Here is a 14,890-nt window from a genome sequence, read left to right as displayed (position 1 = left end):
AAGCACCATGACTGACGCACTGAAGCGCCTCAGCGACGAAGGCGTTGCGATCTGGCTGGACGACCTCAGCCGCGCGCGGCTGAACTCCGGCAACCTGGCCGAGCTGGTGCAGAACAAGCACGTGGTGGGTGTCACCACCAACCCGACCATCTTCCAGAAGGCCATCGCCGGCAGCGGCGACAGCTCCTACGACGGCCAGCTGCGCGACCTCGCCGTCCGCGGGGTCACCACCGACGAGGCGATCCGCATGATCACCACCTCGGACGTGCGCGACGCCGCCGACGTGCTGCGCCCGGTCTACGACGCCTCCAACGGCCGCGACGGCCGGGTCTCCATCGAGGTCGACCCGCGCCTGGCGCACGAGACCGCCCCGACCGTGGCCGAGGCCAAGCAGCTGTGGTGGCTGGTCGACCGCCCGAACGTCCTGATCAAGATCCCCGCCACCAAGGCCGGCCTGCCGGCCATCGCCTCGGTCATCGGCCTGGGCATCAGCGTCAACGTCACGCTGATCTTCTCGCTGGAGCGCTACAAGGCCGTCATGGACGCCTACCTGACCGGCCTGGAGGCCGCCAAGGCCAAGGGCCTGGACCTCTCCCAGATCGAGTCGGTCGCCTCCTTCTTCGTGTCCCGCGTGGACACCGAGATCGACAAGCGCCTGGACAAGGTCGGCGGCGAGGCCAAGGACCTGCGCTCCAAGGCCGCGCTGGCCAACGCCCGCCTCGCCTACCAGGCGTACGAGGAGGTCTTCGGCTCGGTCGACGGCAAGACCGCCGGCAGCGCCCGCTGGAAGGCCCTGGAGGCCGCCGGCGCCAAGCCGCAGCGCCCGCTGTGGGCCTCGACCGGCGTCAAGGACCCGGCCCTGCCGGACACCCTGTACGTCACCGAGCTGGTCGCCCCGGGCACCGTCAACACCATGCCCGAGGCCACCCTGGACGCCACCGGCGACCACGGCGTGGTCACCGGCAACACCATCGTCCCCAACTACGCCGACGCCAAGGCCGTCCTGGACGCCATCGCGGCCGCCGGCGTGGACTACGACGACGTCGTCCAGGTGCTGGAGGACGAGGGCGTGCAGAAGTTCGAGCAGTCCTGGCAGGAGCTGCTCGACACCGTCACCGCCTCGCTGGCCTCCTTCGCCAACGAGCAGTGACCCCTGCTCACACAGCCAGCGCACGAAAGCGGAGCACACCAAGTGAGCACTGATTTCCCCGAGTTGACGTCGGAATCGGACGCGGACGACCTCCCGGCCGCCCCCGTCAACCCGCTTCGTGACCCCTCCGACCGGCGGCTCCCGCGCATCGCGGGGCCGTCCGGCCTGGTCATCTTCGGGGTCACCGGCGACCTGTCCCGCAAGAAGCTGATGCCGGCCATCTACGACCTCGCCAACCGGGGTCTGCTGCCGCCGGGCTTCTCCCTGGTGGGCTTCGCCCGCCGCGAGTGGGAGGACGAGGACTTCGCCAAGGAGGTCCACGACGCGGTCAAGGAGCACGCCCGGACCCAGTTCCGGGAGGAGGTCTGGCAGCAGCTCGCCAAGGGCATGCGCTTCGTCCAGGGCACCTTCGACGACGACGAGGCCTTCGACAAGCTGCGCGAGACCATCGAGGAGCTGGACAAGGCCCAGGGCACCGGCGGCAACTTCGCCTTCTACCTGTCCGTCCCGCCGAAGTTCTTCCCCACGGTCGTCCAGCAGCTCAAGAAGCACGGCCTGGCCGACCCGCCGCAGGGCTCCTGGCGCCGCGCCGTCATCGAGAAGCCCTTCGGCCACGACCTGGAGAGCGCCCAGGAGCTCAACAAGGTCGTCCACGAGGTCTTCCCGCGCGACGAGGTCTTCCGGATCGACCACTACCTGGGCAAGGAGACGGTCCAGAACATCCTGGCGCTGCGCTTCGCCAACCAGATGTTCGAGCCGATCTGGAACCGGTCGTACGTCGACCACGTGCAGATCACCATGGCCGAGGACATCGGCATCGGCGGCCGGGCCGGCTACTACGACGGCATCGGCTCCGCCCGTGACGTCATCCAGAACCACCTGCTCCAGCTGATGGCGCTCACCGCCATCGAGGAGCCGGCGTCCTTCCACCCGAAGGCGCTGGTGGCCGAGAAGCTCAAGGTGCTCAGCGCCGTCAAGCTCCCGGCCGACCTCGGCCGGCACACCGTGCGCGGCCAGTACGCGGCCGGCTGGCAGGGCGGCGAGGAGGTGGTCGGCTACCTGGACGAGGACGGCATCGACCCGGACTCCAAGACCGACACCTACGCGGCCATCAAGCTGGAGATCAACAACCGCCGCTGGGCGGGCGTCCCGTTCTACCTGCGCACCGGCAAGCGGCTGGGCCGCCGGGTCACCGAGATCGCGGTGGTCTTCCAGCGCGCCCCGTACCTGCCGTTCGACTCCTACGCGACCGAGGAGCTGGGGCAGAACGCCCTGGTCATCCGGGTCCAGCCGGACGAGGGCGTGACGGTGCGGTTCGGCTCCAAGGTGCCGGGCACCTCCTTCGAGGTCCGGGACGTCACGATGGACTTCGCCTACGGCGAGTCCTTCACCGAGTCCAGCCCGGAGGCGTACGAGCGGCTCATCCTCGACGTGCTGCTGGGCGACGCCAACCTGTTCCCGCGCCACCAGGAGGTCGAGCTCTCCTGGCAGATCCTCGACCCGATCGAGAAGTACTGGGACGCCCACGGCAAGCCCGCCCAGTACGCGGCGGGCACCTGGGGCCCGGCCGAGGCGGACGAGATGCTCGCACGAGACGGCAGGAGCTGGCGGCGGCCATGAAGATCGACCTCACCAACACGACGTCCAGCAAGATCAACGCCGCGCTGATGGAGGCGCGCCGGGCCAGCGGCTCCACCGCCGCCGGCATGGTGCTCACCCTGGTCATCGTGACCGACGAGGGCAGCGCCTACGACGCCCTCAAGGCCGCCAACGAGGCCTCCCGCGAGCACCCGATGCGCACCCTCGCGGTGATCAAGCGCGCCGGCCGCTCGCCCCGGGCCCGCGCCGAGACCCGGCTGGACGCCGAGATCCTGGTCGGCTCGGACGCCGGCTCCGGAGAAACGGTCATCCTGCGCATGCACGGCGAACTCGCCCTGCACGCCCAGTCGGTGGTCCTGCCGCTGCTGCTGCCGGACGCCCCGACCGTGGTCTGGTGGCCGGACAACGCGCCGCTGCACCCGGCGCAGGACCCGCTGGGCGCGCTCGCCCAGCGCCGGATCACCGACGCCGTCACCGCCGAGTCCCCGGTCGGCCAGCTCGCCCAGCGCTCGCAGAGCTACACCCCGGGCGACACCGACCTGGCCTGGACCCGGATCACCGGCTGGCGCTCGATGCTGGCCGCCGCGCTGGACCAGCGGCCGGCCGCCATCACCTCGGTGGTGGTCGAGGGCGAGTCCTACAACCCCAGCGTCGAGCTGCTCGGCCTGTGGCTGCTCAACCGGCTGAACGTGCCGGTCGAGCGGGTCGTCACCGGCGGCCCCGGCATCACCGCGGTGCACCTGCGCACCAAGGACGGGGACATCACCCTGGACCGCCCGGACGGCCTGATGGGCACGCTCTCCATGCCCGGCTCGCCGGACCGCCAGGTGGCGCTCAAGCGGCGCGAGACCTCGGAGCTGATCGCCGAGGAGCTGCGCCGGCTGGACCCGGACGACATCTACTCGACGGCCGTGCGCACGTCCGTCGAGCGGCTGCGCGAGCCCTCGGAGCACACCGCCCCAGCGGCCGCGGCGGTGCCCGTCGCCGACGCGGCGGCCGCGGCCGCCGACGCCGCGGTAGCCAACCCGGCCCGGGTGACCGCCGACGCGGAGAAGTCCGCCGCGAGGAAGGTCGCGGGCAAGTGCGCCGCCAAGGGCAGCGCATGACGGCCGCGACCCCGCAGCTGGTCGTCCACCGGGACAAGGAGCTGATGGCCCAGGCGGCCGCGGCCCGGCTGATCACCCGGATCGTGGACGCCCAGGCCGCCCGCGGCACCGCCTCGGTGGTGCTCACCGGCGGCCGCAACGGCAACGCCCTGCTGGCCGCGATCGCCGCCTCCCCGGCGCGCGACGCGGTCGACTGGGCCCGGCTGGACCTGTGGTGGGGCGACGAGCGCTTCGTCCCCGCCGCCGACCCGGACCGCAACGCCGTCCAGGCCCGCGCCGAGCTGCTGGACGCCGTCCCGCTCGACCCGGCGCGGGTGCACGAGATGCCCGCCTCGGACGGGGTGGACGGCTCGGACGTGGAGGCGGCCGCCGCCCGCTACGCGGAGGAGCTGGCCAAGGCCGCCGGACCGGGCGACCGGCTCGGCGTCCCGGCCTTCGACGTGCTGCTGCTCGGCGTCGGCCCGGACACCCACGTCGCCTCGCTCTTCCCGGAGCACCCGGGCGTGCGGGAGACCGAGCTGACCGTGGTCGGCGTGCGCGGGGCCCCCAAGCCCCCGCCGACCCGGGTCTCGCTCACCCTCCCGGCGATCCGGGCGGCCCGCGAGGTCTGGCTGCTGGCCGCCGGCGAGGACAAGGCGGGCGCGGTCGCGCTGGCCCTGTCCGGCCCCGGTGAGCTCCAGGCGCCCGCCTCCGGCGCGTACGGCCGCAGCCGCACCCTGTGGCTGCTGGACCGCGCCGCCGCCGAGCGGATCCCGCCGCAGCTGTACCCGCCGGCCTCGGCCTAGGAGCCGCGGAGAACGCCGAAGGGCGCCCCCGTCACTCGACGGGTGGCGCCCTTTGTCGTCAGCTCCTCAGATCTCGCCGCGCAGCTTGGCCAGCGCCTCGGCGAGGATCGCCTCGCCGTCGGCGTCGGTGCGCCGCTCCCGGACGTAGGCGAGGTGGGTCTTGTACGGCTCGTTGCGCGAGGGAGCCGGCGGGTTGTGCTCGTCCTGCCCGGCCGGGAAGCCGCAGCGCGGGCAGTCCCAGGTGTCCGGGATGACGGCCTCGGCGGCGAAGCTGGGGCGCGTCTCGTGCTTGTTGGCGCACCAGAAGGAGATCCTGTTGCGCGGAGCGGACTCGCCGCGCTCCGCCTCCCCCATCGGGCCTGCCCCGACCCTGCTCCCACGGATGGCGTTGCCACTTGCCACGGTCTGACTCCCTGCGTGCTGGTGCGCCGACCCGCCGCGGTGCGCGTCGGTGGCGAAAGTCGTCCTAGTGTAAGCAGGACTTAAGGTTCCGCCACCATCGCCTCCGCCCCCGACCGTCCCAGGATAGGCGCTCGGGCGACGGGGCGTCAGGGCTGTGTCAGCTCTTGTACTTCAGGATCAGGCCCAGCGCGATGATCGAGGCGAACCAGCCGATGCCGACCACGATGGTGATGCGGTCCAGGTTGCGCTCGGCCACCGCCGAACCGCCGCCGGTGGACATCGCACCGCCGCCGAACATGTCCGACAGGCCGCCGCCCTTCCCCTTGTGCAGGAGCACCAGCAGGATCATCAGCAGGCTGAAGATGATCAGGGCAATCGAGAACCCGAGAACCACGACCGGACCAACTCTCTCGTATCTTCGGCGACGGGGCCGGGCCGCTGTCGGCGGTCCGGCCCCAAAGCCTACGTTGCTGCGCGGCGTTAGCCTACTGCCTGCTCACGGTAGCGCACGATCTTGACGAACTCGTCGGCGTCCAGTGAGGCACCGCCGATCAGGCCGCCGTCGATGTCGGGCTTGGCCATCAGGCCGGCCGCGCTCGACGACTTGACCGAACCGCCGTACAGCACACGGACCTTGTCGGCCAGCTCGGCGCTGTACAGCTCGGCCAGGCGGGCCCGGATCGCGGCGCAGACCTCCTGCGCGTCCTCCGGGGTGGCCACCTCGCCGGTGCCGATCGCCCAGACCGGCTCGTAGGCGACCACGATCGACTCGGCCTGGTCCGCCGGAACGCCCTCCAGGGCGCCGTCCAGCTGGGCCAGGGTGTACGCGACGTGGGTGCCGGCCTTGCGGATCTCCAGCGGCTCGCCGATGCACAGGATCGGGGTGACCCCGGCCCGGTAGGCGGCCTTGACCTTGGCGTTGACGATCTCCTCGTTCTCGCCGTGGTACTGGCGGCGCTCCGAGTGGCCGATCACCGCGTAGGTGCACTGGAGCTTGGCCAGCATCGGGCCGGAGACCTCGCCGGTGTAGGCGCCGCCGTCGTGCTGCGAGATGTCCTGCGAGCCGTACTTGATCTTCAACTTGTCGCCGAAGACCAGGGTCTGCACCGACCGGAGGTCGGTGAACGGCACCAGGACGGCGACCTCGACGGCCTCGTAGTCCTTGTCGGCCAGCGCGAACGCCAGCTTCTGAGTGTGCTGGATGGCCTCGAGGTGGTTGAGGTTCATCTTCCAGTTGCCCGCCATCAGCGGGAGACGCTCAGTCATGCTTTCAGCCTTCCAGGGCGGCGAGACCGGGGAGGGTCTTGCCCTCCAGGTACTCGAGGCTCGCGCCACCGCCGGTCGAGATGTGCCCGAACTTCGTCTCGTCGAAGCCCAGGATGCGGACGGCCGCGGCGGAGTCGCCGCCACCGACCACGGTGAACGCGTTGCTGTCCAGCAGGCCCTGCGCGACGGCCTTGGTGCCGTTCGCGTAGTCGGGGTGCTCGAAGACGCCCATCGGGCCGTTCCAGAACACCGTGCCCGCGTCGGCCAGCTTGGAGGCGTACAGCTCGCGGGTCTTCGGGCCGATGTCCAGGCCCTCCTCGTCGGCCGGGATGGCGTCCGCGGCGACGACCGTGGGGTTCGCCGGGGCCTTGGTCTTGAGGTCGGGGAAGTCCGGCGAGACCAGGACGTCCACCGGCAGCACGAACTCGACGCCGCGCGCCTCGGCCCGGGCCAGGTACTCCAGGCAGACCGGGATCTGGTCCTCCTGCAGCAGCGAGATGCCGACCTCGTGGCCCTGGGCCTTGAGGAAGGTGTACGCCATGCCGCCGCCGATCAGGATCCGGTCGGCCTTCTCCAGCAGGTTGTCGATCACGCCGAGCTTGTCGGACACCTTGGCGCCGCCGAGCACGACGACGTACGGGCGCTCGACGTCCTCGGTGAGCTTCTTGAGCACGCCGACCTCGGTGGCGATCAGGTCGCCGGCGGCGTGCGGCAGCAGGGCCGGCAGGTCGTACACCGAGGCGTGCTTGCGGTGCACGGCGCCGAAGCCGTCGCCGACGTACAGGTCGGCCAGGGCGGCCAGCTGCTCGGCGAAGGCCTTGCGCTCGGTGTCGTCCTTGCTGGTCTCGCCGGCGTTGAAGCGCAGGTTCTCCAGCAGCGCGACCTCGCCGTCGGCCAGCGCGGCGACGGTGGCCGCGGCGGACTCGCCCACGGTGTCGGTGGCGAAGGCGACCGGCTTGCCGAGGATCCCGCCGAGCCGCTCGGCGACCGGGGCGAGCGAGAACTGCGGGTCCGGCTCACCCTTGGGGCGGCCGAGGTGGGAGGCGACGACGACCCTGGCACCGCGCTCGACGAGCTTGGCGATGGTCGGCGCCACGGCGCGGATGCGGCCGTCGTCGGTGATCCGGCCGTCCGACAGCGGGACGTTCAGGTCGGCGCGCACGAAGACGCGCTTGCCGGCGACGTCCAGGTCTTCGATGGTCTTCACGGGTTCTTCTGTCTCCTGGGGAGATGGTTGATGCGCAGAGGCGGCACGGCGCAGGGGCCGCCTGAGAAGTCCTTGTACGCAGAACGAGGGCCCGGTCGGCACGTTGTCGCCGTCCGGGCCCTCGCCCCTACATCACGTCAGCTCCCACTGCGTCAGAGCTGGCCACCGACGAGGGTGACCAGGTCCACGACGCGGTTCGAGTAGCCCCACTCGTTGTCGTACCAGCCGAGCACCTTGACCTGGTTGCCCTGGACCATGGTGAGCTGCGAGTCGAAGATGCAGGAGGCCGGGTCGTTGACGATGTCCGACGACACGATCGGGTCCTCGGTGTAGGCCAGGATGCCCTTGAGGGAACCCTCCGCCGCCTTCTGGAAGGCCGCGTTGACCTCCTCCTTGGTGACCTCGCGCTCCAGGGTGACGACCAGGTCGGTGATGGAGCCGGTCGGGACCGGGACGCGCAGCGAGGTGCCGTCCAGCTTGCCCTTCAGCTCCGGCAGGACCAGGGCGGTCGCCTTGGCGGCACCGGTCGAGGTCGGGATGATGTTCTGCGAGGCCGCACGAGCACGGCGCAGGTCCTTGTGCGGGAAGTCCAGGGTCACCTGGTCGTTGGTGAACGCGTGGACGGTGGTCATCAGACCCTTGACGATGCCGAACGCCTCGTTCAGCACCTTCGCCATCGGCGCCACGCAGTTCGTGGTGCAGGAGGCGTTGGAGATGATGTGGTGGTTGGCGGCGTCGTACTTCTCGTCGTTGACACCCAGGACGATGGTGACGTCCTCGTCGGTGGCGGGCGCCGAGATGATGACCTTCTTCGCGCCGGCGGCGAGGTGCTTCTTCGCGGCCTCGGCCTTGGTGAAGATGCCGGTGGACTCGACGACGATGTCGGCGCCCAGGGCGGCCCACGGCAGGTTGGCCGGGTCACGCTCGGCGGTCACCTTGAAGGTGTGGCCGTCGACGGTGATGCTGTCCTCGGTGTGCGAGACCTCGCCCGGGAAGGTGCCCAGGGTGGTGTCGTACTTGAGCAGGTGAGCCAGGGTCTTCGTGTCGGTGAGGTCGTTGACACCGACGATCTCGATGTCCGCGCCCTGGGCCTTGACGGCGCGGAAGAAGTTGCGGCCGATGCGGCCGAAGCCGTTGATGCCTACCCGGATCGTCACGAACCGATCTCCTCGTTAGGTACGCCGGCGCTGAGCCGACGGGGATGAGATTTGGGAAGTCCCCGACCGCCTACGACCCTACCTCTCCCGACCCTGGGAGGGCACATCGCGCCACCTGGCAAGACGTGGCGTGGCGCGTATCCGGGCCCTCCGTCCCCGCCCGCCGGGGCCGTTGGTCCTGGTCAAGTGGTCTTGACCAATTTCGGATCGCCGTCCGGCCCCCGGTCGGACCCCGTCCGCCCCCGTCCGCTCCCGTCCGCTCCCGCCCGCTCCCGGACACAGCTGCGGCCGGTGCCCGGAATCCGGACACCGGCCGCAGCGGTTCGGAGCTAGTTCAGCGCCATCTCGTCGGTCAGGTTGGCCTCGGTACTCGGCAGGCCCAGCTCGGCCGCCCGCTTGTCGGCCATCGCCAGCAGGCGGCGGATCCGGCCGGCCACCGCGTCCTTGGTCAGCGGCGGGTCGGCGAGCGCGCCCAGCTCCTCCAGCGAGGCCTGCTTGTGCTGCATCCGCAGCTGGCCGGCCGCCGCCAGGTGCTCGGGCACCTCCTCGCCGAGGATCTCCAACGCGCGCTGCACCCGGGCGCCGGCCGCCACCGCGGCGCGGGCCGATCGGCGCAGGTTGGCGTCGTCGAAGTTGGCGAGCCGGTTGGCGGTGGCCCGGACCTCGCGCCGCATCCGGCGCTCCTCCCAGGCGAGCACCGACTCGTGCGCCCCGAGGCGGGTCAGCAGCGCGCCGATCGCGTCACCGTCGCGGATGACCACCCGGTCCACCCCGCGCACCTCGCGGGCCTTGGCCGGGATGCCGAGCCGGCGGGCCGCGCCGACCAGGGCCAGCGCCGCCTCCGAGCCGGGGCAGGTGATCTCCAGCGAGGAGGAGCGGCCCGGCTCGGTGAGCGAGCCGTGCGCCAGGAAGGCCCCGCGCCAGGCGGCCTCGGCGTCACAGGTGGCCCCGGAGACGACCGCCGGGGGCAGGCCCCGGATCGGCCGGCCGCGGCCGTCCACCAGGCCGGTCTGGCGCGCGAGCAGCTCGCCGTCCTTGACCACCCGGACGACGAAGCGGCTGCCGCGCCGCAGGCCGCCGGGCGCCATCACCACGAGGTCGGAGGAGTGCCCGAAGATCTCCAGCAGGTCCTTGCGCAGCCGCCGCGCCGCCGCGCCGGTGTCCAGCTCCGCCTCGATCACGATGCGGCCGCTCACGATGTGCAGCCCGCCCGCGAACCGCAGGATCGCCGACACCTCAGCCTTGCGACAGCAGGCCCGGGTGACCGGGAGCCGGCTGATCTCGTCCTTCACCGCTGGAGTCATCGCCATGGCCCGATCCTTCCATGTGTCCGGAAAATCCGGTCGTACGCGGCTGCCAACAGCTCCGGGTCGTGTCGCGGGGTGCCGTCGGTGCGGGCCACCGTGCCGAGCACCAGAGCGGCACCCATCCGCTCGGCGGCCTTCTCCAGTCCGGCCAGGTCCGCCTGGCCGAAGGCGCCGCCCGTGACGGCGCGCTCGTCCACCAGGATCGCATCCACCACCAGGTCGGGAGCGTGGTCGGCGATGACCTCCAGGTGGCGCTGCGGGGTGAAGCCCTCGGTCTCCCCGGGCTGCGGGGCCAGGTTCAGCGTGAGCAGTCGGCGGGCGCGGGTCTCCACCAGCGCCTTGGCCAGCTCGGGCACCAGCAGGTGCGGCAGCACGCTGGTGAACCAGGAGCCGGGGCCGAGCACCACCCAGTCCGCCTCCCGGACCGCCGTGACCGCCTCCGGGACGGCCGGCGGCTCGTCCGGCAGCAGCCGGATCGACTGCACGGTGCCGGGGGTGACGGCCACGTCGGCCTGGCCGCGGACGGCCGTGACCTCGGCCGGGCGGGCCGGGTCGTGGCCGCGCACGGTGGCCTCGATGTCCAGCGGCACCGCCGACATCGGCAGCACCCGGCCCTGGACGTTCAGCAGCCGGCCGACCCAGTCCAGCGCCGCGACCGGGTCGCCGAGCTTCTCCCAGAGCGCCACGATCAGCAGGTTGCCGACGGCGTGGCCGCCCAGCTCGCCGTTGCCGGTGAAGCGCTGCTGGATCACCTCGGACCAGGTGCGGCCCCAGTCGTCGTCCCCGCACAGCGCGGCCAGCGCCTTGCGCAGGTCGCCGGGCGGCAGCACCCCCAGCTCCTCGCGCAGCCGCCCGCTGGAGCCGCCGTCGTCGGCGACGGTGACCACCGCGGTGAGGTCGCTGGTGAGCCGGCGCAGCGCGGACAGCGAGGCGGACAGGCCCTGGCCGCCGCCGAGCGCGGTGATCCGGGGGGCCGGATTGGCCCGGGCGGGACTGCTCCGCGGCCGACCCGGCCACGGGCCGGCCGCCCGCTCCGCGGTCCTGCTCTGCAGCTGTCGCCCGGGCACGTATCCCGCCACAATCACCTCGCGTTCCTCGGCCCCGCCACCGGCACCGCCGGCGGCCCGGCAGGGAAGGCGGCGGTTACTCCCGACCCATGTCACGGTGGACGAGCACCGTCTCGACTCCGTCGGCGATGAGACGCTTGGTCAGACGCTCGGACATGGCGACGCTGCGGTGCTTGCCACCGGTGCAGCCTACGGCAAGCGTCATGTAGCGCTTCCCCTCCCTGCGGTAACCCTCGGTGACGATGCGCAGCAGCTCGGCGTAGCCGTTCAGGAACTCGTTGGCACCGGGCTGCTGGAACACGTAGTCGGCGACGTCCGAGTCGGTGCCGGTACGGGCCCGCAGCTCGGGCACCCAGTGCGGGTTCGGCAGGAAGCGGCAGTCCACCACCAGGTCGGCGTCGACCGGCAGGCCGTACTTGAAGCCGAAGGACATCACGGTGGCGCGCAGCTCGGGCTCGTCGTGGTCGGCGAACTGGGCGTCCAGCTTGGCGCGCAGCTGGTGCACGTTGAGGTTGGAGGTGTCGATCACCAGGTCGGCCTCGCCGCGCAGGTCGCGCAGCAGGTCGCGCTCCTGGGCGATGCCGTCCACGATCCGGCCGTCGGCCTGCAGCGGGTGCGGGCGGCGCACGCTCTCGAAGCGGCGGACCAGCGCCTCGTCGGAGGAGTCCAGGAAGACCACCCGGAGCCGGACGCCGCGCTTCTCCAGCTCGTCCAGCGAGGTGAGCAGGTCGTCGAAGAACTGGCGGCCGCGGACGTCCACGACGACGCCGATCCGGGCGACGTTGCCCTGGGAGCGGGCGCCCAGGTCGACCATGGTCGGGATCAGGGCCGGCGGCAGGTTGTCCACCACGAACCAGCCCAGGTCCTCCAGGCACTTGGCGGCGGTGGAGCGGCCGGCTCCGGACATGCCGGAGATGATCACCAGCTCCGGCGCGTTCTCGGCCACGTCTGACACGGTCACTTCGGTTCCCCGCTCTCGGTCTTTCTGCTGGGGAGAACGCGCACGGCACGGCCGCTCTTCCCCGTCCCGGACAGTCGGGCGGGGTCGGGGCGCGCCGACAGACGGGCGGCGTCGGCCGTCATGGCGTCTCCTGGGATGGTGCGGTCTGGGGTGCTGCGGCCACCGGCTCGGCGGCCTCGTCGGCCCCGTCCTCGATGATCTCGCCGGTCGCGGTGTTGACCGCGGGTGCGGCGGGTGTACGGGACGACAACGCCGCCGCAACAGTTTCCGCGGTGCGGCGCCCGATGCCGGGTACCGCGCAGAGCTCGTCCACGGTGGCGGCCCGGAGCTTCTTCAGCGAGCCGAAGTGCTTGAGCAGCGCCTGGCGGCGAGTCTCGCCGAGGCCCGGGACGGAGTCCAGCTCCCCGGCGGTGAGTCGCTTGGAACGCTTGGCGCGCTGGTAGCCGATCGCGAAGCGGTGGGCCTCGTCGCGGACCCGCTGGAGCAGGTAGAGGCCCTCGCTGGAGCGGGGCAGCACGACCGGGTCGTCCTCGCCGGGCAGCCACACCTCCTCCAGGCGCTTGGCGAGGCCGCACAGCGCGACGTCGTCGATGCCGAGTTCCGCCAGGGCCCGCTGGGCGGCGGCGACCTGCGGCTGGCCGCCGTCGACCACCAGCAGCTGCGGCGGGTAGGCGAAGCGCTTGGGGCGGCCGTCCTCGGTGCGCGGGCCGTCGCCCGGCTGGTCCTCGTCGGGCTCCTCCGGGACGGCCCACTCGCCGGTCTGCTCGCGCTCCTGGAGGTAGCGGCGGAAGCGGCGGCTGATCACCTCGTGCATCGAGCGGACGTCGTCCTGGCCCTCGAAGCCCTTGATCTGGAAGCGCCGGTACTCGCTCTTGCGGGCCAGGCCGTCCTCGAAGACCACCATGGAGGCGACCACGTCCTCGCCCTGGAGGTGGGAGATGTCGTAGCACTCGATCCGCAGCGGGACGGAGTCCAGCTCCAGCGCGTCGGCGATCTCCTGGAGGGCGCGGCTGCGGGTGGTGAGGTCGGAGGCGCGCTTGGTCTTGTGCAGGGCCAGCGCCTGTTGGGCGTTGCGCTGCACGGTGGCCATCAGGTCCTTCTTGTCGCCGCGCTGCGGGATCCGCAGGTCGACCTGGCTGCCGCGCAGCCCGCTGAGCCACTCCCGGACGGGGGCGGCCGGTTCGGGCAGGGCGGGGACGAGCACCTCGCGCGGGACGGACTCGTTGCGCTCGTCCGGGCCGGCGCCGCCGTAGAGCTGCTGGAGGGCGTGCTCGACCAGGCCGGCGGTGTCCACGTCCTCGACCTTGTCGGTGACCCAGCCGCGCTGGCCGCGCACCCGGCCGCCGCGGACGTGGAAGATCTGGACGGCGGCCTCCAGTTCGTCCTCGGCCACGGCCAGCAGGTCGGCGTCGGTGGCGTCGGCGAGCACGATGGCGTTCTTCTCCATCGCGCGCTTGAGGGCGCCGATGTCGTCCCGCAGCCGGGCCGCCTTCTCGTACTCCATCTCGGCCGCGGCCTCCTGCATCTGCTCTTCCAGCCGGCGCAGGTAGTTGCCGGTGCGCCCGGCCATGAAGTCGCAGAAGTCCTCGGCCAGCGCCCGGTGTTCGTCCGCGGAGACCCTGCCGACGCAGGGCGCGGCGCACTTGCCGATGTAGCCGAGCAGGCAGGGGCGGCCGACCTGCCGGGCGCGCTTGAACACGCCGTTGGAGCAGGTGCGGACGGGGAAGACGCGCAGCAGCAGGTCGACGGTCTCGCGGATGGCCCAGGCGTGCCCGTAGGGGCCGAAGTAGCGCACGCCCTTCTTGTGCGCCCCGCGCATCACCTGGACCCGCGGGTACTCCTCGTCGAGGGTGACGGCGAGTTCCGGATAGCTCTTGTCGTCGCGGTACTTGACGTTGAACCGGGGGTCGAACTCCTTGATCCAGGAGTACTCCAGCTGGAGCGCCTCGACCTCGGTGGCGACCACGGTCCACTCCACCGAGGCGGCGGTGGTCACCATGGTCGCGGTGCGCGGGTGCAGACCGGCGAGGTCCTGGAAGTAGGACGACAGCCGCGGCCGCAGGCTCTTGGCCTTGCCGACGTAGATGACCCGGCCGTGGGCGTCACGGAACTTGTAGACGCCCGGGGAGGTCGGGATCGCGCCCGGCGCCGGGCGGTAGGTGCTCGGGTCAGCCATGGGTCCACCGTACCGAGTTCGGCTGGAAGTCGATCAACTGCTTCAGCTCGGGGTCACCTTGAGGTTGCCGCCCTCGACCGTGACCGCGTAGGAGGGCAGCGGGGTGGGGGCCGGGCCGTCCTGCACCGCGCCGTCGGCGATGGCGAACCGGCTGCCGTGGCAGGGGCACTGGATCTGCTGGTTCTTGACCTGGTCCACGATGCAGCCGGCGTGGGTGCACTTGGCGCTGAACGCCTTGTACTGGCCGGCGGTCGGCTGGGTGACGACGATCTTCTGCTCGCGGAAGACCTTGCCGCCGCCCTCCGGGACGGCCGAGGCCGGGCCGAGGTCCACCGGACCCTTGGCGGCGCTGCCGGCGTCCGAGGAGCCGGCGGAGGAGCTGCAGCCGGTGACCGCCACGGTGCCGCCGGCCGCCAGCACGGCCGCGGCTCCGCAGAGCAGGGTGCGGCGGGAGGTGGCGGGGCTGGTCTCGGGGGCCTCGGACATCGGTGCGCTCCTACGGTGTGCTGCTGCTGCGAGGGACCACGGAAGTCTATGCCGCACCCGCCCCGGGGGGGGGGGGGGGGGGGGGGGGGGGGGGGGGGGGGGGGGGGGGGGGGGGGGGGGGGGGGGGGGGGGGTGGGTGGGGGGGGGGGGGGGGGGGGGGGGGGGGGGGGGGGGGGGGGGGGGGGGGAGGGGGGGGGGGGGGGGGGGGGGGGGAGCGGTGG

14 protein-coding genes are annotated in these 14,890 nt (G+C 72.2%); 4 read left to right on the top strand and 10 right to left on the bottom strand.

Going from position 1 to position 14,890, the window contains the following annotated elements; genetic code table 11:
* Window positions 1-7: 7 nt before the first annotated feature.
* From tal to pgl, 4 genes are all read left to right on the top strand, one after another.
* On the top strand, window positions 8-1,150 hold the full coding sequence (tal, locus tag ACZ4W5_RS05585) for a transaldolase (protein ID WP_360236116.1): 1,143 nt from the start codon (window positions 8-10) through the stop codon (window positions 1,148-1,150).
* 63 nt (window positions 1,151-1,213) lie between these two features.
* Window positions 1,214-2,770 carry a glucose-6-phosphate dehydrogenase gene (gene zwf, locus ACZ4W5_RS05580; RefSeq protein ID WP_360236409.1) on the top strand — a complete coding sequence of 519 codons (1,557 nt, stop codon included), beginning with the start codon at window positions 1,214-1,216 and terminating at the stop codon, window positions 2,768-2,770.
* Entirely contained in the window at window positions 2,767-3,855 is a 1,089-nt protein-coding gene (opcA, locus tag ACZ4W5_RS05575; protein ID WP_465653060.1) for a glucose-6-phosphate dehydrogenase assembly protein OpcA, read from the top strand. The genes zwf and opcA overlap by 4 nt, the downstream gene beginning before the upstream one ends.
* Entirely contained in the window at window positions 3,852-4,640 is a 789-nt protein-coding gene (pgl, locus tag ACZ4W5_RS05570) for a 6-phosphogluconolactonase (RefSeq protein WP_360236110.1), read from the top strand. The genes opcA and pgl overlap by 4 nt, the downstream gene beginning before the upstream one ends.
* 66 nt (window positions 4,641-4,706) lie before the next feature.
* Here the strand turns inward: pgl and ACZ4W5_RS05565 are convergent, their stop codons facing one another.
* The 10 genes from ACZ4W5_RS05565 to ACZ4W5_RS05520 all read right to left on the bottom strand — a co-directional run bounded on the left by ACZ4W5_RS05565 (window position 4,707) and on the right by ACZ4W5_RS05520 (window position 14,669).
* Window positions 4,707-4,994 (bottom strand): RNA polymerase-binding protein RbpA, encoded by a 288-nt coding sequence (locus ACZ4W5_RS05565; RefSeq protein ID WP_030308030.1) that lies wholly within the window; start codon window positions 4,992-4,994, stop codon window positions 4,707-4,709.
* Between the two features lie 205 nt (window positions 4,995-5,199).
* Window positions 5,200-5,436 (bottom strand): preprotein translocase subunit SecG, encoded by a 237-nt coding sequence (secG, locus tag ACZ4W5_RS05560; protein ID WP_360236107.1) that lies wholly within the window; start codon window positions 5,434-5,436, stop codon window positions 5,200-5,202.
* Between the two features lie 86 nt (window positions 5,437-5,522).
* A complete protein-coding gene (tpiA, locus tag ACZ4W5_RS05555; RefSeq protein ID WP_360236104.1) occupies window positions 5,523-6,308 on the bottom strand; it encodes a triose-phosphate isomerase in 786 nt (261 codons plus the stop codon).
* Window positions 6,309-6,312: 4 nt separating this feature from the next.
* Complete coding sequence (locus tag ACZ4W5_RS05550; RefSeq protein WP_465653057.1) at window positions 6,313-7,515, bottom strand: phosphoglycerate kinase; 1,203 nt, start codon at window positions 7,513-7,515, stop codon at window positions 6,313-6,315.
* A 152-nt stretch (window positions 7,516-7,667) separates the two neighbouring features.
* Entirely contained in the window at window positions 7,668-8,672 is a 1,005-nt protein-coding gene (gap, locus tag ACZ4W5_RS05545) for a type I glyceraldehyde-3-phosphate dehydrogenase (protein ID WP_360236098.1), read from the bottom strand.
* Between the two features lie 329 nt (window positions 8,673-9,001).
* Window positions 9,002-9,982, bottom strand: coding sequence for a DNA-binding protein WhiA (gene whiA, locus ACZ4W5_RS05540; RefSeq protein WP_188308910.1), 981 nt, complete (start codon window positions 9,980-9,982; stop codon window positions 9,002-9,004).
* Window positions 9,973-11,058: a gluconeogenesis factor YvcK family protein gene (locus tag ACZ4W5_RS05535; protein ID WP_465653242.1), complete on the bottom strand. Its 1,086-nt coding sequence runs from the start codon at window positions 11,056-11,058 to the stop codon at window positions 9,973-9,975. The genes whiA and ACZ4W5_RS05535 overlap by 10 nt, the downstream gene beginning before the upstream one ends.
* 64 nt (window positions 11,059-11,122) lie before the next feature.
* Window positions 11,123-12,007: an RNase adapter RapZ gene (rapZ, locus tag ACZ4W5_RS05530; RefSeq protein ID WP_360236094.1), complete on the bottom strand. Its 885-nt coding sequence runs from the start codon at window positions 12,005-12,007 to the stop codon at window positions 11,123-11,125.
* Between the two features lie 118 nt (window positions 12,008-12,125).
* The gene (gene uvrC, locus ACZ4W5_RS05525) at window positions 12,126-14,183 is read right to left on the bottom strand and encodes an excinuclease ABC subunit UvrC (RefSeq protein ID WP_360236091.1); all 2,058 of its coding nucleotides are present in this window, start codon (window positions 14,181-14,183) and stop codon (window positions 12,126-12,128) included.
* 42 nt (window positions 14,184-14,225) lie between these two features.
* Window positions 14,226-14,669 (bottom strand): Rieske (2Fe-2S) protein, encoded by a 444-nt coding sequence (locus ACZ4W5_RS05520; protein ID WP_360236088.1) that lies wholly within the window; start codon window positions 14,667-14,669, stop codon window positions 14,226-14,228.
* Window positions 14,670-14,890 lie beyond the last annotated feature (221 nt).

This window comes from Kitasatospora sp. NPDC029367 (assembly GCF_055569135.1).
This window is presented reverse-complemented; position numbering and strand designations above follow the sequence as displayed.